This window comes from Neptuniibacter sp. QD48_11, from assembly GCF_047778095.1.
Taxonomy (GTDB): domain Bacteria; phylum Pseudomonadota; class Gammaproteobacteria; order Pseudomonadales; family Balneatricaceae; genus Neptuniibacter.
In genome coordinates this window covers 1300190-1320660 of record NZ_CP180551.1, presented here as the reverse complement: position 1 = coordinate 1320660, position 20471 = coordinate 1300190, and the positions used below count along the sequence as shown (strand labels likewise).

Sequence of the window (20471 nt, the reverse complement as noted above, 5' to 3'; positions counted from 1 at the left end):
GATGAAGTATCTAATATATATCCTCTCCTCATTGCTGATCACCATAGAGGCTTCAGCTGAAATGATTGTGATCTCTCACCCTGAGAGCCAAGTAGATAAATTGAGCAAAAAACAGGTAATTGACCTATATATGGGACGTGTACAGCATTTCCCTAATGGTGGAAAAGCCTCAACACTTGATATGCCAGCTGATTCGGACCACAGGGCTAAATTTTATAAAGGCCTGACAGGTAAATCCCTACCCCAAATCAATGCATACTGGGCTAGACTGATATTCGCAGGTCGAGCAACACCACCTCAGTCAGTAGAATCATCAGAAGAAGTAATCGCTACCATTATGAAAGATACTACTGCTATAGGTTATATCGAAAAATCAGAGTTAGTGAGTTCGGTTAAGGTTATAGCGCATGTTGAGTAATTCACTCAATGCAAAGCTCTCTATAAGAACAGGCATTACCATTGCGCTGTTTGCCTGTTTATTTCTCTTTATCTCGGCGATAGTTCTTTTCCAACTTTCTTATAAAGAAGAACTTGATGAAATCCACAAAAGCCTGCAACAGCTAGTTAAAACGGTTGAGCAGAGCGCGAAAGTTGCCGTTTATCTTGAAAACGAAGAGCTTGGTACGGAAATCACACATGGGCTCATTATCAATGACAATGTGTCTGGCGTAATTCTAAATAGCGATACAGGCATGTTGTTAACCGCGGGAGATATTTCCATCAGGCCCAAAGCGCGGTTAGTTGTTTTAAAATTAAGCGACCCTTTTACGCCAGCACTGCCAATAGGAAAGTTAACCTTAATACCCAATCAGGAGCTAATTGAAGCAACAGCAAAGAAACGAGCGCTGTCACATATCATCATATTTGGCGTAAATTCCATCTTTGTTGTTTTGCTCGTGATCATGTTAGTCAATCGACTTTTAGCAGCTCCACTTAAAAAGATTGCTCAACAACTACACATCATAAAACCTGGGACCAGCCAACGAATTATTACGCCAACGGGGCACGATCAGGATGAAATTGGGCAACTGGTAAAAGACAGCAATAATCTGCTTAGACAGATGCAAAAAACCATCCAACAAAAAAATCAACTATTCGATGAAGTCCAGAAACTAGAACAGAAATTCCGGTTATTGTTTGACAATGCCCGTGTGGGAATTGCATTAGTAAACATGGATGGTCAATTGCTGATGAACAACCCTGCTTTTGCCAACATTGTTGGCGAAAAAGCATGCCAGTACTTTTCCGAGAACCAAACAAGAAAGCTGATTGAACTATTTGAAGAAAGGGATCATTTAGCAAGAGCAATTCAGAAAGCGCTTACGTCCCCAACGCCTGTTTCTCTGGACTTAAGCCTCAAACTAGAGAACGAAATTGATCGCCACTTACATTGTATTCTTTCACAAGTACTCGATGAGAGCGGTGAAGTTCTTTTAGAGCTGGTCATTTATGACATTTCAGAACGAGTATTCCGTGAGCAGAAAGCTCGCCACGAGTCAGAAGTTGATACACTCACCGACCTCCTGAATCGTCGTGGTTGTAAACGCCTTATTAAACAGTCGTTAATGAAACAACCCAATAGTCAACACGCAGTTATGCTAATAGATCTTGATCACTTTAAACCGATTAATGATACCTATGGCCATGATGCAGGGGACCGGGTACTTAAGGAGGTTTCTAATCGATTTGATTCTGCCTTGCGCAAATCAGACCTACTTTCGCGCTGGGGCGGGGATGAATTCTTGATTTTTATAACAGGCGAAGCCGATTCTCTGGAAGATGAGGTTTCCACCATAGCAGAAAAGATATTAAGACTGCTTGAAGCAGACATAGACCTCGGTTCTGGCAAGGCTGATCGAGTAGGTGCAAGCATCGGTATTGCATTAGCACCTCGTCATGGCACGGATCTTAACGCTCTAATTAAAGCGGCTGATATCACGATGTATCAAATCAAAAAACAGGGCAAAAATAACTATCTAATCTATGATGAATCTGAGGGTATGGAAAATACGGGATAAATGCCCTTCCTCTCTAAGCAAGAGATTAAATAGAAAATTAATACGTTAAATACCTCTTAAATCTAAGCATTTTGCTAATTTATGCCCCATTATGTAACAGAGTCTCAAGAAAACCTTATACATTAGGAGGAAATATTCGGTTAAGCCTTGCACATTAGTTCCCGAATCCCGACAATGCGCACAATATTTTTGAAAGATCATTCACATGCGTACATTAGAAGATTCTCTACCCCTACAATTGCTGAAAGCTCGTGAAGCTACGCTGTCTTTTGTTAGACCCTTATTACAAGAGAACTCTCTGACAGAACAGCAATGGCGGGTCTTGCAAACAATCAAATTCCACCAAGAGCTAGAATCAAAGGCTCTTGCTGAACTATGCTGTATTTTAAGCCCAAGCTTAACAGGTATACTCAAACGCTTAGAGCAGCAGGGCTACATCCAGCGCAGAAAATCAGAAGAAGATAAGCGTCGTATTTTAATTAGTCTTACAGGCAAGTCAGTAGATCTACTTGAGCACCTAACACCTGCCGTAGAAGAGCGTTATCAGGCATTTTCTGAACGTTATGATCAAGATAAACTAAAACAGCTAATGACTTTATTATCAGAAATTGAAGCGATAGAGCCCTAATTTAAGACTTTGCAAAAAGAGCAACCTCATCTTCTAGCAACTCTCTACTCTCCCCCGGCGATAAGGATCTATCTAAATCCAAATCGCCAATAGAAAGCCTCTGCAAACCTACAACGGCGTTTCTAAACCGTCCAAACATTCGCTTTATCTGATGATAACGACCTTCTTGTAAAGTTACCAAAGCAGTATGTGAACCTATGATCTCAAGACCTGCAGGTTTTGTGGTTATATCTTCAAAAGGGAAATACATCCCTCCCGCAAAAGCAGATATGTAATCGGTAGATAAAGGCTTCTCAAGCTCTACTTTATAACGCTTCGCTACCTTCGTGTCCGGAGAAGCTATCCTACTAGACCATTCACCATCATTGGTTAACAGCAATAAGCCAGTAGAATTGAGATCTAAGCGACCGGCAATATGTAAATCACTATAAGCATCTGACAGCAGATCAATAACTGTGGGGTGGATCGAATCTCTAGTCGCGCTGACATAACCAACCGGCTTGTTCATCATCAAGTAGACTGGACGTTTATCCTGAAGAACCTCCCCGTCACACTCAATTCTCGAAAATCTATCGACCACCTGATTCACCGCCGCTGCAGGCACCCAATCCACTAATACCTTCTTTTGGGCGATAAGCATCCTAACATCCCCACGATTATAAGACGTTCTAGCAGCAAGAAAACGATCGAGGCGAGACTTATTAAAAGACATGAATTACTTCGGTTTTTCTTCCAACGAAAAGAGATCTAAGGGATCGTCTAGTTCACCCTCTAGCCACGAATCCATACCTGGCTTTTCAGGCTTAGACTTCTGGAAATCAGGTAACTGCGGTTTGTCATCAATAACCCAACCCTTTAATAAATCAGTATCATCCAACTGTGGTTCAGGTGGTTCCAGTGGCAAAGGGTCGCCCTCAAAGCCAGACCAATTAATATCCCCCATCATAACACCGTCTTCAAAGTCATCGGTGGGGACAGCAACGCATAAATCTTCAATCGTTGCTTCTTTTAAAGACTCAACATCCGCACAAAAATGGACATTTTTTTCGCATTGATCGCAAAACCTTACAAATGGGTCCTCAGTTTTATCCAAATCACCCCAAGCTTTGGGGCACTTGTAATTAATCTTACAATCTCTTTTATCCACTGGGACCTCTAATAAGACGTCAATAATTCAAGCTTATTATCACGTATAAGGGCAAACAAAATCTAAGCGTTTAAACCGCCCATACAGATATATTTTGTTTCTAAATAATCATCCAACCCATATCTAGATCCCTCTCGACCATGACCTGATTCTTTAACACCACCAAAGGGAATTAGCTCTGAGCTGATAGCCGTCTCATTAACACCTACCATCCCATATTCGAGCGCTTCTGATACCTGCCAAATGCGCGAAATGTCTTGCGTATAGATATATGAAGCTAGGCCAAAAGAAGTGTCATTAGCCATGGCAACTCCCTCTGCATCCGTTTTAAATTTAATGACAGGCGCCACTGGACCAAAAATTTCTTTACTAAAGATATCCATATCAGCTTGCACGTCAGCCAGGACTGTTGGCTCATAAAACCACCCATCACTTTCAACTGGCTGACCACCTGTCACCAATCTCGCTCCTTGACCAAGCGCGCCTTTCACGACAGATCCAATGCTGTCCAACGCTTTCTCAGTTATCACAGGGCCGAGTGTTGTCTGCGCTTCAAAACCATCGCCTAAACTGAACCCTTGGATAGCCTCTGTGAATTTAGCCAAGAAGCGATCATAAACACCTTCTTGTACTAACAAACGATTTGCACAAATACAGGTCTGACCAGAATTTCTAAATTTAGAAGCTAGCGCACCAGCAACCGCTAGATCGATATCTGCATCATTAAAGACAATCACTGGCGCATTACCGCCCAATTCCATTGATGTACGCTTAACGGTATCTGCGCACTGTCGTAGTAAGAGCTTTCCTACGGGTGTGGATCCGGTGAAGGTAAGCTTTTTAACGATCGAGCTAGCAGTAAGAACCTCACCAACCTCTTCAGCCTTAAGGCAAGGCAAGACATTGAACACTCCGGTAGGAACTCCTGCTCGAATAGCCAGCTCTGCTAAAGCCAATGCTGATAGTGGTGTTTCAGGAGCAGGTTTGAGTACAATTGCACAACCAGCAGCTAACGCAGGAGCTACTTTGCGCGTGATCATAGCATTAGGGAAATTCCAAGGTGTTATGGCTGCAACAACGCCTACAGGTTGTTTAATTACAAGACTGCGTCGATCTTGTGCGGAAGGTAAAATATCACCATAAATACGTTTAGCTTCTTCAGCAAACCACTTCAGATAAGATGCTCCGTACAGTATCTCACCCTTAGCTTCGGCAAGGGGCTTGCCTTGCTCAAGCGTTAAAATCGATGCGAGATCATCGGCATATTCAATAATAAGATCATGCCAATGTTGCAGCATATTCGAACGCTCAGTGGGCGACTTTAATTTCCACTCTTGCATCGATATTTGAGCAGTCTCAATCGCGTTCCGCGCCTCGTGCTCTCCAACATCTGCCACATGAGCAATTATCTCACCATTAGCAGGGTTAAAAACTGGAAATTCAGCCCCACTCTTCGCATCTACCCATTCACCATTGATAAAAGCCTGTCCCCGTAACAGACTAGGATCACTCAAACTAAATCCCATACTTCACCTTCATTTAGGTAGGCCTGCAAAAAACGGGCGAAGTCCTACAACTCGACTATATTCGCTTACGCATTTTTTGCAGACGATTTAATTCTTCTTCTAATAACGAACGTCTTAACACCTTGCCGACATTAGACTTAGGTAAGTGAGTTCTAAACTCAACCAATCGTGGCACTTTATAAGAAGTTAAACGTTCGCGGCAATATTCACGCACTTGCTTAACTGATAAACGTCGATTGGAAGTCACGACAAATAGCTTAATGACTTCACCACATGTTTCATCAGGCAATCCAACTACAGCACACTCTACAACATCAGGATGGCTGGATATGGTGTTTTCTAATTCATTGGGATACACAGGAAAGCCTGAGATATTAATAATATCTTTCTTGCGATCAACAATACGCAAGGTTCCATCATCTAAAACACGAGCAATATCGCCTGTAGCTAACCAGCCATTAGAGTCTGGAATCGATGAATCATCCCTCAAATAACCTGACATAACCTGAGGCCCTCGAACATAGAGCTCACCGGTTTCTCCAGAACAGAGATCTTCCCCTTGTTCCCCAACAATACGCACCTCTGTCAGCGGTAAAGGCCTACCTACAGATCCATATCGGGAGTTATGCGGTTCCTCTATAGCTACAACAGGAGAAGCCTCGGTAAGGCCATAACCTTGTATGATTTGGCAGCCCGTTATACTTTCCCACTCATCACTTACAGAACGCGTTAACGCCATGCCTCCTGAAAGAGTTAGCTTTAAACGCGTCATATCTAACTGATTGAACAGGCTATTTCGACAAAGTGAAACAAACAAAGTATTGATGCCTGAAAAAACAGTGAAATCCCACCGACCGAGTTCATTAACTAAACCTTGGATGTCGCGGGGATTTGTAATCAGTACGACTTGGGCACCCAAAACAGGCATGACTAAACAATTCAGCAGAAAACCATAGATGTGATAAAGCGGTAAGGGGGCGATTGCAATCTCTTCACCCGCTCTTAACGTATCAGGTAACCGATGCTTCAACTGCAACACATTCGAAATCAAATTTCGATGACTCAGCACCGCACCTTTTGGTGTGCCCGTTGTACCTACAGTGTATTGGATCAGCACAGGCTGTTCTGCATCACACTGCACTTTTTCTAAGGTGTAGTGCGCGCCTTTAGCAAGTGCTTCTCGAAAACCAACCGCCTCCCTTAATCTATATTTAGGGACGATTTTACGTAAATACTTCGCAGAGCAATTGATCATTAAACGGCGCATTAAAGGATGGATATCACCCAGCTCCGTGACCAATACGGTATGGATATTAGATTGAGGTAACACCTCTTCTAACAGATGAGCACTATTAGCAAGAATGATGACCCCTTTAACATCAGCATCTTTAAATTGATGCAAGGTTTCAGCAGCGGTGTAAAGCGGATTGGTATTAACGATGACTAAGCCAACCCTAAGTGCCGCCAGTACTGCAATTGGGTATTGCAAGGTATTCGGCAATTGAATGCCAATTCGATCGCCAGGCTCTAGGGAAGTACAATTTTGTAGGTAAGCCGCTAATTTCTCAGCAAGGCCATCAAGCTCAGCGTAAGTTAACGTCGCTCCCATATGGGTAAAAGCATCTTTATACGCAAAGTTTTGGCAAGCACTATCAAGTAGTTCCGTGACACTCCCAACACTTTGGATATCTAGCTTTAACTGTTCGAGAGAATCTCGTTTTACACTCACCTGAAAAGCTCCTTATACTCAGGCTAAATTGTCCTTTATTGCGGTATACCTTCAACAAAGGTCACCAAATCTCCTGGTTCCAGAGCAATCCAATCCTCATTATCTGTTAAGGGGACCGTCGCTATCACGGTGACGATATCTTTCGGAGTGGTTTCTTTAACAAAATCCACTTTCATTTCACAGTCTGTCAGACTCGCTTCGCCGAAAGGTGCTTTACGGGTCAACCAAGACAATTTACTGCCACAAAATGCGAATAAATGGGTAGATTCAGTTAACAGCATATTAAATACACCTAGCGCTCTTAGCTGTTCGCAACACTGCTTGATGAATTCTGAAAGCTCATCAAAGCTCTCAGGGCGTTGAGGAAACGCTTGCCTGATCTCACCTAATAACCAACAGAATGCATACTCACTATCGGTGGTTCCCACCGGGTGATAAAAGGAGAGCGGCTTATCAAATAAAGCTTTATCTAACTGCCCATTGTGCGCAAACGTCCATGTATAGCCCCATAGTTCCCTCTGAAAAGGGTGAGTATTTTCGAGGCAGATATGGCCTACATTCGCTTGCCGAATATGACTAATAACCACATGACTTTTAATAGGGTGTTCTTTAACTAAACGTGCAATTTTAGAATCTACACTGGGGTTAGGATCATGAAAGCAACGCGCACCTTTACCCTCATAGAAAGCGATACCCCAACCGTCTTTGTGAGGCCCTGTTCCACCACCACGCTGCATAAGCCCGGCAAAGGAAAAGCAGATATCAGTAGGTATATTGGCACTCATACCCAACAATTCACACATCGCTACAATCCTTAATCAACGACAACGAAGTTATAGATGTTTATTCTGATTTATCTTCCAGAACAATCTTATCAGGTAGTGAATCAATTGCATCAGAACCCGATTCGATTTTACTGCTTTCATCCATCAGCGCAGACGTTTCTTTCATTCGACGCTCGCCGACAAAACAACCATCTGGATGAATAGACATCTGTTTGCTTTCGACTGTAGCTCTAACTTGTCCACCGGCATCGATGTGCAGTTCGTCACAGATAATTTCACCTTCAAGAATCCCACACACATCAACACCACGAGCTTTAATAAGCCCACGTACGTGACCAGATTTTCCGATAGAGATATTATCTAGAGAACTCACATTGCCTTCGAACATACCATCGATGTGCATTTTACCGACGATACTCATATCACCACAAAATTTATTGCCTTCTGCAATTATTGTAATGGCTGATTGTGCAGGTTTAGCGGATACATTTCTTTTAAGGATGCCCATTTAACTCCCTTAACCTTTGTAAACAAAGAATCAAAATTTGTTATGTCCCAGGAGAGGAATGGTTCGGGATCGATTGCTGTATACATATGGCGAATCTCATAATGCAGATGCGGCCCAGTAGACATGCCCGTATTACCACTTAATCCTATCAGCTGTCCCTTACTGACAAGATCTCCAGTTTTTACTTTTAAAGCATCCAGATGCGCAAAGTAAGTTTTAAACCCAAAGTTATGCTGAACCTTAATCAGCTTACCGAAGGATTTATTGAAAGCAGCATATTCAACAACGCCATCAGCTGTCGCATAAACAGGCGTGCCTCTATTTGCTTTAAAATCTATACCATGATGCATCACCCGTTTTTTACGTACCGGGTGAAAACGAGATCCATACTTATCAGTAATCCTGATTGCTTGAATAGGCACACCGTTAGGAATACTGTGCAAAAAAAATAAACGTTTATTCGCCTCGATAGTTAGTTGCTCAGCTTTAAGCGGGTCAATTTCATCAGAAGGCTCGAAACCTAATAAGGTTTCCAATCCATCAAGCGAATTGTTGAACGAAGTGTTCAATTCACCAATTCTGATGTTCTCTTCCTCTAACTTATCTCGCTCAATTTTTATAGTGCTAAGAGATAAACTGAGCTCTTTCAATTCCTCTACATAGAGCTGTTGAGAACCAACCATCAATTCATAATTTTCGCTTAGTACCTGATGATCTTCTTCTAACTCAGATAGATCATCCGTTGTAACAACTAACAGTGCATTCGAAACGAAAAAACTGATTGCTGACAAAATCAAAAATACTAGCAATACATATTTTGCTATTTGGTTAACCGTATATTGGCGAGAGCCATATACAGTGGTTAAAGTTATAACCAGTTTATTTCTCAAGATAACACCTGTAACGACTTGAGATGGGTAAAAATGAGCCTCTAAATATACCCATTTTTATATCCATTGTCATAGTCATTACAGGCGAAAGGCATAGATAATAAAGGGAATTATTCTATTGTGTAATATAGCTTTAATCCCCGTCCAACATTCGGCCAAAACCGCCTAAAACAGAACCTTCACCCTTATCATTACCACCCGATGATGGCGCTGATGCAATTAAGCGATCAGCAAGACGTGAGAACGGTAAGCTTTGAACCCAAACACTACCTGTACCTTTTAACGTCGCAAGCCAAAGCCCCTCACCTCCAAAGATCATCGACTTCAGGCCTTTAACCATTTCAATATCGTATTCAATTCCTTCGGTAAAACCGACTAGGCAGCCCGTATCAATCCTTAAAGTTTCATCATTTAACTCTTTACGCACAACCGTGCCACCTGCCTGCACAAACGCCATACCATCGCCTTCAAGCCTCTGCAGGATAAAACCTTCACCGCCAAAGAAACCCACACCAATTTTCTTTGAAAAGGCGATTTCCACTTTGGTTCCTAAAGCAGCACACAAGAAAGCATCCTTCTGGCAAATTACCTTCTCACCATAATCGGCTAAATTAAGAGGCACTATGCTTCCAGGATAAGGCGCAGCAAAAGCAACTCGCCTCTTACCGCTGCCCTCGTTTCCAAAATGCGTCATGAAAACGGACTCACCCATAACCATGCGCTTACCTGCAGAAAAGAGCTTACCCATTAAGCCTTGATCAGGCTCAGAACCATCTCCCATCTTGGTTTCAAAATTAATGCCCTCTTCCATGTAATTCATCATGCCGGCTTCGGCAATCACTTTTTCACCTGGATCCAACTCCACTTCAACGATTTGAAGTGATTCACCAATAATTTCGTAATCGACCTCATGACAACGCATTTTTACGTCCTTTTATCTAACTTATTTATGAGTAAAGGTGTCGTAGTCGACTGTATACCTAACGAAAACAGAACAACACCGTATGCTATAGATTGAATAGTAAACCAAGCATCAATTTCAAGAGGCAGGGATAATGCCAATGCAATAGCTACAGCACCTCGCATACCTCCCCAATATAAAATCAGTTGATCACGCCAATCTATCTCCATCCCAGGCAATAAATTTATAACTGGCGCTGTAAACAATATCCCTGAGGCCCTTGCCAATAGCACCGCTCCAATACCGATCAACATCGCTAGCCATTGCTGCTCAAACATCCCCCAAGTAATCGTGACACCTAAAAGCACAAAAATTAGGGCACTCGCAAGGTGGTTGTTGAATTCCCAGAAAAGAAATAAGAACTGCTTATCAGATGCCGTTCCGTTTCTGCGTATCAACTGACCAAAGCCTAGCCCTGTGACTAAAACACTCATGACACCTGATAAATGTAGAAAGTACTCAGCGACCAAGTAACCAACATAAGCTGCACATATTGTTAATATGATTCGACTAAAATGATTGGAAATTATTAAAAACAGGCATCCAAAGACCAGTAGTGTTCCTACACCTACGGCAAGACCACCCAGAAAAATTTTCAAGAATTCACCAAGCGAATAAGCAAAGCTAATCTCATTGCCCGGCATTAGGAGAAAACTGCTTAAAATGCCGAACAGCAAAATAGCTAAGGCATCGTTAAATAAACTCTCCCCTTCTAGAAGCGTCACCAGTCGATCAGAAGCACCAACCTGCTTTAACAAACTGATAACAGCTGCGGGATCAGTAGCTGACAATATCGCACCCGTCAGCAGCGCTGTGCTAAAAGTAAAATAGGTAGGGAAACCAATTCCCCAGAAAAGAAGCCCTGCACTCATGATTGTGGCGAAAAGCATTAAAGGGATTGATAACAGCAAAATAGCGGCTAGATTCTGCAGCAAATTTTTAATATCAATACGCAAAGTAGATTCGAAGATCAAAGCAGGTAGCAGAAGATAAAAGACCAGATAGTGGAATTGGTCCCAGCGCAATCCGATATCCATACCTAACGTTGTAATTAACTCAGACCCTATAAATCCAAATACAACCAGCAACAAAGCAAAGGGTAACTTAATAAGGGAAGCAATGGGTTTGATAAGCGCGATAGCTAATATTGCAGAAAGTACCAACAGCAAGATATGAATTATTCCCATCCAATTACCTTCCTTAATCCTGTTTAACTAAGTATGTATGAGAATTTAAAAAACACCTCTTACTCAGTTAAAAGTAACTGGCCCACAAGAAACAAGAGAACACATTTAATACAAATAACAACCTGTAACTCTTTAATTCCCCAAGCAATTTCGGGATATTTGCCCGAAGACAAAGAACTTTCTTGATAATCCCTACACCTACACAGATGATCAACTACACTGTCTTAAAAAAGTGGATTTGTTAGATGCTACCAGTAAGCCAGCTTTTATCTGCAGAGATCTCCCCCGCCGAGCAAGATACATTATGGCGTACCATCACTGACTATTACTGTCATGATGAAAAATCTCTATGCGATCAACTGCTGGAAGTCACGCCAAACTCATCTAAAGCAAAATCCAAGGCAACTGATTGGGCCAACACAATTCGTAATCTGGATAATCCACTGTTTTCTGTAAATACACTCATGTCAGAATTCGGATTAGAAAGTGATGAAGGGATTGCCCTGCTTGCCCTAGCTGAAGCGCTTTTAAGGATACCTGATACAGAGACTGCTCAAGCACTTATTTACGATAAACTCGATTCTCTTGCACTCGAACCCGCAAAGCTCTTCAAAGCGCATTCCACTTTCCTTGAAAACAGCACCTTTTGGGGCGTTGCAATAAGTCAAAAGCTTATAAGCCAAGAACAATCTGCGGGTAGTATTTTAAACAATGTATGGCAACGCTTAGGTAACACAGTGGTACACCAAGCTCTCGCCATTGCCGTCTCCCAAATAGGTAAGCAATTTGTATTTGCTGAAGATATAAATACCGCCCTAGAACTACGATGTGATCACAATCAAAACACATTGTTCTCATTTGATATGTTGGGCGAAGCCGCTGTATGTAATGAAGATGCTCAAACCTATTTTGAAGCTTATCTAGAAGCCATTCAGACCGCAGGACAAGAAAATCCAGAGAACAATACCAGCATCTCCATCAAACTCTCTGCCTTGCACCCTCGCTTTGAAAATAGTCAATTTGATCAACTTCAAAAGCAACTAATGCATAGATTATTTCAGCTACTTGTAACCGCTCGAAACCTTGATATAGCTATAACCATTGATGCAGAAGAATCAGAACGTTTAGAAATCACCTTATTGATTTTCGAACAACTACTGCGAAGTGAGCTGTGCCTTGGTTGGGGTAAGCTAGGTTTAGCTGTGCAGGCCTATAGCAAACGTGCGTTGCCGACTCTGAGGTGGCTTTCACTGATCGCAGCAGATTGTGAAACACTGATCCCTATCAGATTAGTTAAAGGTGCTTACTGGGACAGCGAAATAAAACGCAGCCAACAAAATGGCCTCATCAGCTATCCGGTGTTCACCCACAAAGCCGCAACGGATCTATCCTACCTGACCTGCGCTAAGTTTCTTTTATCCCAACAATCTGGGTTGTTAAGTCCACAGTTTGCGACTCACAATGCACTTACTATTGCCCAGATATTAGAGATCTCTACAGATAAAACATTCGAATTTCAGCGCTTACATGGCATGGCCGATCCTCTCTATCAACAAGTCCTATCAGAAACGGATCATAGCTGTCGGATTTATGCCCCTGTTGGTAATCAGAATAATCTGCTGCCGTACTTAGTCAGGCGTTTACTGGAAAATGGTGCTAACTCTTCGTTTGTTTTCCAGTTACACGATCTTAATGTCAGTATCGATGAGATTGTCGAATCACCTCAAGAGAGATTGCAGAGTAACTCTTACGAGTTACCTCTACCAAACCAGGTATTCGAACAACAAAGAGAAAATTCCGCAGGTGATCCTCTAGGGAGTTTAGATTGTTGGCAACAATGGCGTAGCATTATTGAATATTACAGACAAAAAAAATGGTACTGCCAACCCATTATCGCAGGCGAAGTGACTGATGGCCTTAATTTACAACCCGTCCATGCTAATTATCGCTTAGATAAAATCGTTGGCTATCAAAGCACTGCAGATAAAACGCAGATTAAACAAGCGATCAGCATAGCAGAGCAGTTTTTTCCAGAATGGCGCGACCAAGATGTCTCTTCGCGCTGCAAAATCTTATTGAATTACGCACGTTTACTCGAACAAAATAAAGCCGAGTTGGTTTCCCTCTGCATTCTAGAAACAGGTAAAACGCTACAAGACGCTTTAGCTGAAGTAAGAGAGGCTATCGACTTTTGTTTCTATTACGCTGCGCTTGCTGAAAAACAACTATTGCCTGAGCACCTTCCATCCATAACAGGTGAAGAAAACACGCTTCACTACCAAGGGCATGGAGTGTTCCTTTGCATTAGCCCTTGGAATTTCCCATTGGCCATTTTTACCGGTCAGATCGCTGCAGCACTCGTTTGCGGGAATACAGTACTGGCCAAACCATCATCAAATAGTGGATTAACGGCATTTAAAGCCACCGAACTATGGTACGCAGCTGGCTTACCTGAATACTGTTTACAATTGATACCTTATGCTGGCGCTGAACATTCTGAAGCCTTGTTAACTGATTCACGCATTGCCGGTGTTACCTTCACAGGTTCAACTCAAGCGGCTAGCACCATTAACAAACAATTAGCCAATCGCCATGATGGCTCTATTATCCCGTTTGTTGCAGAAACTGGTGGCTTAAATGCCATGATCGTCGATAGTAGCGCTCTGGTTGAACAAGTCGTGCTAGATGCCACCCACTCTGCTTTTAACAGTGCGGGGCAAAGGTGCTCAGCATTGCGTGTTCTTTACGTACAGGAAGAAATTGCTGAGGTAATCGAGGATAAACTCATCGGGGCTATGCAAACCTTGAATATCGGTAACCCCGAACAGTTGGCAACTGACTTAGGCCCGGTCATTAATCAAAATGCCATGCGTACACTCTACGAACATATTGAGCGTTGCCGTTTACAAAACAACTTGCTGTTTGAACTAGAGCTTTCTGACCAACACAACCAAGGCTGTTTTGTACCACCTACACTCATCCGACTAAATTCCATGGATGAACTAACGGGAGAGGTTTTCGGCCCAATTCTGCACATAATTCGCTACCAAAAACACAACTTAGAACGGGTTATTTATGATATTAATCGTAGCGGATTTGGCCTGACGCTAGGTGTTCATTCCAGAAACGACCTTTTCATAGAGCAAATCACCACACAAGCCCTAGTCGGCAATATCTACATTAATCGTGATCAAATAGGGGCCGTTGTAGGCAGCCAGCCCTTTGGTGGTATGGGGTTATCCGGAACAGGTCCTAAAGCTGGAGGGCCAAACTACTTAAAACGTTTCGTGTGTGAAAAAACCATTACACGGAACACGACCGCATCAGGTGGTAATAGAACGCTTTTAAGTAAAAAACTCTAAAAAAGCGACTTTAGATCAATACGAGAGGAACCTATAGGTTCCCTTACCCCCTCCTAAAGGAGTACACTGCATTCAACCTTCAGCTTAATTTATTAATTAAGCAGATCATTATTTATATGCTGGATGCTATGGCTACTCAAACTAGCGAAGCTTCAATAGATATCCCTCTACTTGAAGTTATTCGTGAAAGCATGATGGATGCTGTTTATTTGATCGACCCCGAAAGCTCAAACATTATTTGGGTAAACAGGGCTGGTTATAAAGATCTACAGATGGAGCAAAATGAAGTTTTGCACCACTCAGTACTCTCGTTACAGAAAGATGTTCATTGCCATGAACACTGGTTAAAAATAGCCGATGTTATCCGCCAAAATAAGAAATTTACCTTCATCGGTAGCCATATACGAAAAGATGGCTCCGAACTCCCCGTCGAAATAAATACTTCTCTGATTGAGCACCAAGGTAAAGAGTACTTCCTCTCCGTCGCTCGAGATATTAGCGCTCGTCGCGCTATAGAAGCTGAAACTCAAGAACGCTCAGAACAGATTTGGTTTGCGGTCAATGCCTGTACAGACGGACTCTGGGACTGGGAGATAAACAGTGATCACGTTTATTTTAGCCCTCAGCTAAAAAAGATGCTGGGCTATGGCCCCGAAGAGATGCAACCGGTTGTTGATACTTGGAAGAACAATGTTCACCCTGAAGACTTACCCCTAGTTTTACAGTCGTTAGAGGAACATATCCAAGGTAAACGTGAGCGCTATGAAGCGACTTATCGTATGAGCAATCGTAATGGTCACTATATATGGGTCCATGATTTAGGCTGTATTTCTTTGCGTTCTTCCTGTGGTAAGCCCATGAGGGTTACAGGCATGGTTAAGGATATAACCGACTACAAGCAGCAAGAGTTTAAACTCTTAGAACTTGCCGCCTACGACGAACTTACCAAACTGCGTAATCGCCGAGAGTTCAAACGCATCTTTGATATACAGCTAGACTTCGCCAAACGACATGAAAGTTCGCTAAGTCTCTGTTTATTTGACTTCGATTATTTCAAAACCATTAATGATCAATACGGCCATTTAGCGGGAGACTTCGTCTTAAAAGAAATCTCGCGCATTTTAGCCAACAATATACGAAGCACCGACTTCCTATTCCGTTGGGGCGGTGAGGAGTTTGCACTAATCTTGGCTAATACCAGCTTGAATGAAGCTGAAGTTCTAGCTGAGGAATTAAGAAAGCTACTGTCTCAACAAGTATTAAATTATGCAGAGCATAAGATAAAAATCACAGGGAGCTTTGGTGTAGCATCTTACCCTGAATATGGAAAAAACCAATCCGAATTGTTTTTGGCTGCAGACTCGGCTCTGTACCAAGCGAAATCGAGAGGAAGGAACCTCGTCTGCTCTCCGCAATCAGAAATGATTCTGGACGAGGATTAAACCTCTTCCACCTCCGTCTCATGTTTCAAACGATAGCAAGGTTGGTATTCCTGATAGTTGATTTTCATTCTTCGCTGATCAACAAAAGACCCTAATAACTTATCCATCGAAGCCATAATTGCTGGCTCACCGCAGATTTCGAATGCGCCAAACTCTTCAATTGCTCTGATTCCTGGTTCTTTAACATTACCCGCAACAATACCGGATAAGGCACAACGCAGATTAGCTGCTAACTCAAAGTCAGTCTGATCTTTAATTAGCTTTAAGCTCGCCATATTTTCATGGTTTGGCTCGAACGGTTGTTGGAAAGATTCTGGAATATGCATCTGCCAGTTGTAATGAAAAGATTCACTGGTGGCCTTACGATAACGGGTCACCTGTTCCAATCCTTCACGCATCACTTCCGCCACTTCGTGAGGATCATCAACGATAATCTGATATTTGCTAGCCGCTTCATCGCCTAATGTGGAGCGAATAAAGTTATCGACCGTTTCAAAATACTCTTCGCTACCTGCCGGCCCCGTCAATACAAGCGGAAATGGTAGGCTATGATTTTTTTCGTGCAGAAGAATACCCAAAATATAAAGGATCTCCTCTGCGGTGCCTGCGCCCCCTGGGAATACCACAATACCATGACCTAAGCGGACAAAAGCTTCTAAACGCTTTTCAATATCCGGCATAATTATGAGTTCATTTACGATCGGGTTTGGGCTCTCCGCAGCAATAATACCGGGCTCTGAAATACCGACGTAACGTCCCTCTTTTTGACGTTGCTTCGCATGGGAGATCGTTGCCCCTTTCATCGGGCCTTTCATCGCTCCTGGGCCACAGCCAGTACAGATATTAAGTCCACGTAGGCCCATCTCATAGCCTACTTTTTTGGTGTAATCGTACTCGATACGATTAATGGAATGTCCACCCCAGCAGACAACGAGATCTGGTTTTACATGCGGACGAATCGCGCCTGCATGGCGAAGAATATGGAAGACCATATTCGTAGTCGCTTCCGATTCGGTAAGGCCAGAACAGCGATGATCTAACTCGGTACCAACATATAGTAAATCACGCAAAACAGAGAAAAGGTGTTCGCGAATACCTGTGATAATCTCACCATTCACGAAGGCCGTGGCGGGCGCATTCACCAATTCAAGCTGAACACTTCGATGCTTTTGACTGATTTTGATATCAAATTTTGCATACTTATCCAAAACCAGCTTAGTACTATCTAATTCGCTACCACTATTCAAAACCGCCAAAGAGCATTGGCGAAATAAGCGAAACAAACCACCCTGGCTGGCATCCTGTAACTGGTCCACTTCATAAGGTGAAAGAGAATTAAGGCTTTCTAAGGGGGTAATACTGGTCGTAACGTATTGCTCTGTCATCATAATGACCACCTCCATGGATCGAGCTAAATAAATCCTGTTTAGCCGATCCCAAAATAACTTTCGGCTGAACATCACTTTCGTTCTTCTTATTAAACGACGGCGACAATATTCATAGTCTTAAACGTCTGCTGTTAAGATTTTGTGAATACACGAATTAAAAAAGAGACTTAAAAATTGGGGTAAGATTCACAAACAGCAAATTTTTAGACAGCCGACATCTCAGTGAAGTTCCTTAAGAAACTATAGACAGCATGTGGTAAAAATCAAAAAATTCACTTATAAATCAATCAAATATTTCAAAGCTGCTTGATAATATCCGCGACAAATTCAGGAACAACTTCACTCGCAGGACCATAAATTCGGTGATCAAAAGCTGACTCCACCCTTGATGGTTCCAAGTTTAGTTCTACCGTCAACGCCGAAGATCTTCCCGCAATTTCTACAAAACCAGCGGCCGGATAAACATGACCAGACGTACCTATGGAGATAAACAGATCACAGTTTTCTAATGCTGAATAGATCTCGTCCATATACATCGGCATTTCACCAAACCAGACGATATCTGGCCTCAATGTGCCCGATAGATCACAGCACTCACAACGATCACTAGGTTCAGTTTGCCCCGTCTCTTTATAGACCTGACCAGAATCACTACAACGCATCTTTAACAACTCACCATGCATATGTAATAAGTTCTGACTACCTGCCCTCTCATGTAGGTTATCGATATTCTGTGTCACCAACATAAACTGACCAGGGAACTTCTTCTCTAACTGAGCTAAAGCGACATGAGCGGCATTGGGTTTAACAGGTTCCGAAAGTAACTGCTCTCTTCGCTGGTTATAAAAACGATGAACAAGCTGCGGATCACGCACAAAAGCTTCTGGGGTAGCAACATCCTCTACTTTATGGTCTTCCCACAAACCATCTTCAGCACGAAATGTTCTAATGCCGGATTCAGCGGATATTCCTGCACCGGTTAATACCACAATAGAATTAATTGCCATCTTTAAAATCCTTCAAAGCAAATTTGTCACTTGTCATTCAACTGGAACCTATGTATTACTAAGCTATCTTACATAGTAATAGCTGTGCTAATTCAGATTCAAATTTGTCTTAGCTTAGTATTCAGCAATTATCTGAGACTTCGTGGTGGATCATATTTCACAGTACGTCAGTAACAGAATAATCATTACGACTCCGAAACCTACAGAGTCTATCTCTAGGTCAGCAGCCTACTCTGCTGTGTTTGAAGTAGCTAAGCGCCTTCAAAGCTTTGGTCGCTATCGGCCTTTCCATAGAGAATTTAAAAAGCCCCAAATACACTCAATCTTTGATCTGTTCAAACTTTCTAATTTTTATAATTTCATTAGCTCATATCTTCCCTTCGGCTATATAAGGAACCGGCTATGACTGCCTCTAAACTCTATATACTCGACACCAACGTACTTCTTCATGATCCTAAGTGTCTGTATGAATTTAAAGAACAGGACATCACTATTCCGATGACTGTTTTAGAAGAGTTAGATGACATTAAGGACCGAAAGAAAAATGTATCTCAAGAAGCTAGGGCCGCCATACGGGCCATAGACGACATTCTTAGTCATGCTGATGATGCAGCGGCAATCACCAAAGGGGTCGATATTTTTATCCCGATAACCGCTGCAAACAGTGAAAAGAAATTAGGCCAACTTAGTATCTTTCCCGATCATGAGTTAACAGCTCGCCAAGGCTTTTTGCCACAAAACTCCAATAAAGATAATCAGATCATAAACTGCGCGCTTCATCTTCAAGCGACCAACCCTCACCGCGATATTATCTTAGTTACCAAAGATATTAATATGCGCTTAAAAGCCTTAGGTGCGGGGCTAAAACGGGTTGAAGATTACCGTACCGATCAGCTTGTTTCCGACATAGAACTCCTGCCTGCTGGTCATAGCAATATGGAAGGCAATTTCTGGGAGCGCGTCGACGACATTAAAAGCTACCAAGAGGGCAGCCATACTTACCATCAATTTGCCCAATCAGTGCTACCTGAAACTTACCCTTGCGAATATATCTACGATGATTCAGAGGAGTTTGCTGCGCGCGTATCTTCAGTACGCGATGGTCAAATTACATTAAGAGACTTAGGGGTCGATCGCTTAATGCAGCAGAACTGCTGGGGCATAGAACCGATTAACGTATTCCAAGCATTTGCTATGGATGCAGTCCTAGACCCTGATCTGGACCTTGTCATTCTCAATGGTGCAGCAGGTTCTGGTAAAACATTGATCGCTCTTGCTTGCGCTTTAGAGATGGTGATTGAGCAGCAGCGCTACAACAAAATCATTGTGACTCGCTCTACCCCACCCGTTGCCGAAGACATTGGTTTTTTACCGGGTACTGAAGAGGAGAAGATGACCCCTTGGCTAAGTGCGATTCAAGATAACTTAGAAGCGATGCACGAACACGATGAGCGTCCGCAAAGCAGCGTGAAATACGCAATTGAGAAAGCGAATATTCAATTTAAATCGCTAAACTTTATCCGCGGCCGCAGTATTCAAGAAGCAATTGTACTCTTAGATGAAGCGCAAAACTTAACGCCGTCACAGCTAAAAACTATCGTAACCCGATGCGGTAAGGGCTCAAAGATCATCTGTTTAGGTAACCTTGCACAGATTGACTCGAATTATCTAACACCGCTCACTTCCGGCTTAACCTATCTGGTCGAACGCTTTAAAGACTACGAAGGGGCTGCGAATGTTCATCTAGAAGGTATCTTCCGCTCAAGACTGGCTGAATATGCTGAAGAGCATCTCTAATTCGATCAACAAACTCGCTCTTTAGGCCTTCCTGCATACGCTGATTCATGTGGGAAGGCTTAAAAAACCAGACAAGAACTACTGTTTAACTTTTAA

17 protein-coding genes are annotated in these 20471 nt (G+C 42.6%); 6 read left to right on the top strand and 11 right to left on the bottom strand.

Annotated features, from left to right (window positions below; genetic code table 11):
* Position 1: 1 nt before the first annotated feature.
* The 3 genes from ACMXYU_RS05930 to hpaR all read left to right on the top strand — a co-directional run bounded on the left by ACMXYU_RS05930 (position 2) and on the right by hpaR (position 2646).
* Positions 2 to 418, top strand: coding sequence for a hypothetical protein (locus ACMXYU_RS05930; RefSeq protein ID WP_415900678.1), 417 nt, complete (start codon positions 2 to 4; stop codon positions 416 to 418).
* Positions 408 to 2018, top strand: coding sequence for a diguanylate cyclase domain-containing protein (locus ACMXYU_RS05925; protein WP_415900677.1), 1611 nt, complete (start codon positions 408 to 410; stop codon positions 2016 to 2018). Before ACMXYU_RS05930 ends, ACMXYU_RS05925 begins: the two co-directional genes overlap by 11 nt.
* A gap of 205 nt (positions 2019 to 2223) precedes the next feature.
* Positions 2224 to 2646 (top strand): homoprotocatechuate degradation operon regulator HpaR, encoded by a 423-nt coding sequence (gene hpaR / locus ACMXYU_RS05920; RefSeq protein WP_415900676.1) that lies wholly within the window; start codon positions 2224 to 2226, stop codon positions 2644 to 2646.
* A 1-nt stretch (position 2647) separates the two neighbouring features.
* Here the strand turns inward: hpaR and ACMXYU_RS05915 are convergent, their stop codons facing one another.
* The 9 genes from ACMXYU_RS05915 to ACMXYU_RS05875 all read right to left on the bottom strand — a co-directional run bounded on the left by ACMXYU_RS05915 (position 2648) and on the right by ACMXYU_RS05875 (position 11283).
* Positions 2648 to 3286, bottom strand: a complete 639-nt coding sequence (locus ACMXYU_RS05915; RefSeq protein WP_415900675.1) for a 16S rRNA pseudouridine(516) synthase — start codon at positions 3284 to 3286, stop codon at positions 2648 to 2650.
* A gap of 75 nt (positions 3287 to 3361) precedes the next feature.
* Entirely contained in the window at positions 3362 to 3739 is a 378-nt protein-coding gene (locus ACMXYU_RS05910) for a hypothetical protein (RefSeq protein WP_415900674.1), read from the bottom strand.
* A gap of 116 nt (positions 3740 to 3855) precedes the next feature.
* On the bottom strand, positions 3856 to 5319 hold the full coding sequence (locus ACMXYU_RS05905) for an NAD-dependent succinate-semialdehyde dehydrogenase (protein WP_415900673.1): 1464 nt from the start codon (positions 5317 to 5319) through the stop codon (positions 3856 to 3858).
* Between the two features lie 55 nt (positions 5320 to 5374).
* Complete coding sequence (locus tag ACMXYU_RS05900; RefSeq protein WP_415900672.1) at positions 5375 to 7048, bottom strand: AMP-binding protein; 1674 nt, start codon at positions 7046 to 7048, stop codon at positions 5375 to 5377.
* Between the two features lie 35 nt (positions 7049 to 7083).
* Positions 7084 to 7851 carry a class II glutamine amidotransferase gene (locus ACMXYU_RS05895; RefSeq protein ID WP_415900671.1) on the bottom strand — a complete coding sequence of 256 codons (768 nt, stop codon included), beginning with the start codon at positions 7849 to 7851 and terminating at the stop codon, positions 7084 to 7086.
* Between the two features lie 40 nt (positions 7852 to 7891).
* The gene (locus ACMXYU_RS05890; protein WP_415900670.1) at positions 7892 to 8341 is read right to left on the bottom strand and encodes a bactofilin family protein; all 450 of its coding nucleotides are present in this window, start codon (positions 8339 to 8341) and stop codon (positions 7892 to 7894) included.
* Positions 8284 to 9231: a M23 family metallopeptidase gene (locus tag ACMXYU_RS05885; protein ID WP_415900669.1), complete on the bottom strand. Its 948-nt coding sequence runs from the start codon at positions 9229 to 9231 to the stop codon at positions 8284 to 8286. Before ACMXYU_RS05885 ends, ACMXYU_RS05890 begins: the two co-directional genes overlap by 58 nt.
* Positions 9232 to 9364: 133 nt before the next feature.
* Positions 9365 to 10153 carry a TIGR00266 family protein gene (locus ACMXYU_RS05880; RefSeq protein ID WP_415900668.1) on the bottom strand — a complete coding sequence of 263 codons (789 nt, stop codon included), beginning with the start codon at positions 10151 to 10153 and terminating at the stop codon, positions 9365 to 9367.
* Between the two features lie 2 nt (positions 10154 to 10155).
* Positions 10156 to 11283 carry a cation:proton antiporter gene (locus tag ACMXYU_RS05875; protein ID WP_415900667.1) on the bottom strand — a complete coding sequence of 376 codons (1128 nt, stop codon included), beginning with the start codon at positions 11281 to 11283 and terminating at the stop codon, positions 10156 to 10158.
* A gap of 341 nt (positions 11284 to 11624) precedes the next feature.
* On the opposite strand from ACMXYU_RS05875, the gene putA reads away from it, so the two are divergent.
* Together putA and ACMXYU_RS05865 are read left to right on the top strand one after the other, a co-directional pair.
* The gene (gene putA / locus ACMXYU_RS05870; protein WP_415900666.1) at positions 11625 to 14741 is read left to right on the top strand and encodes a bifunctional proline dehydrogenase/L-glutamate gamma-semialdehyde dehydrogenase PutA; all 3117 of its coding nucleotides are present in this window, start codon (positions 11625 to 11627) and stop codon (positions 14739 to 14741) included.
* Positions 14742 to 14869: 128 nt separating this feature from the next.
* Positions 14870 to 16183, top strand: coding sequence for a diguanylate cyclase (locus ACMXYU_RS05865; RefSeq protein WP_415900664.1), 1314 nt, complete (start codon positions 14870 to 14872; stop codon positions 16181 to 16183).
* Here ACMXYU_RS05865 and ppnN read toward each other — a convergent pair.
* Complete coding sequence (gene ppnN / locus ACMXYU_RS05860; RefSeq protein WP_415900662.1) at positions 16180 to 17571, bottom strand: nucleotide 5'-monophosphate nucleosidase PpnN; 1392 nt, start codon at positions 17569 to 17571, stop codon at positions 16180 to 16182. The genes ACMXYU_RS05865 and ppnN overlap by 4 nt on opposite strands.
* A gap of 296 nt (positions 17572 to 17867) precedes the next feature.
* Complete coding sequence (gene cobB / locus ACMXYU_RS05855; protein ID WP_415900660.1) at positions 17868 to 18578, bottom strand: Sir2 family NAD+-dependent deacetylase; 711 nt, start codon at positions 18576 to 18578, stop codon at positions 17868 to 17870.
* Positions 18579 to 18980: 402 nt separating this feature from the next.
* On the opposite strand from cobB, the gene ACMXYU_RS05850 reads away from it, so the two are divergent.
* A complete protein-coding gene (locus tag ACMXYU_RS05850) occupies positions 18981 to 20375 on the top strand; it encodes a PhoH family protein (protein ID WP_415881701.1) in 1395 nt (464 codons plus the stop codon).
* The last annotated feature ends 96 nt before the right edge of the window (positions 20376 to 20471 follow it).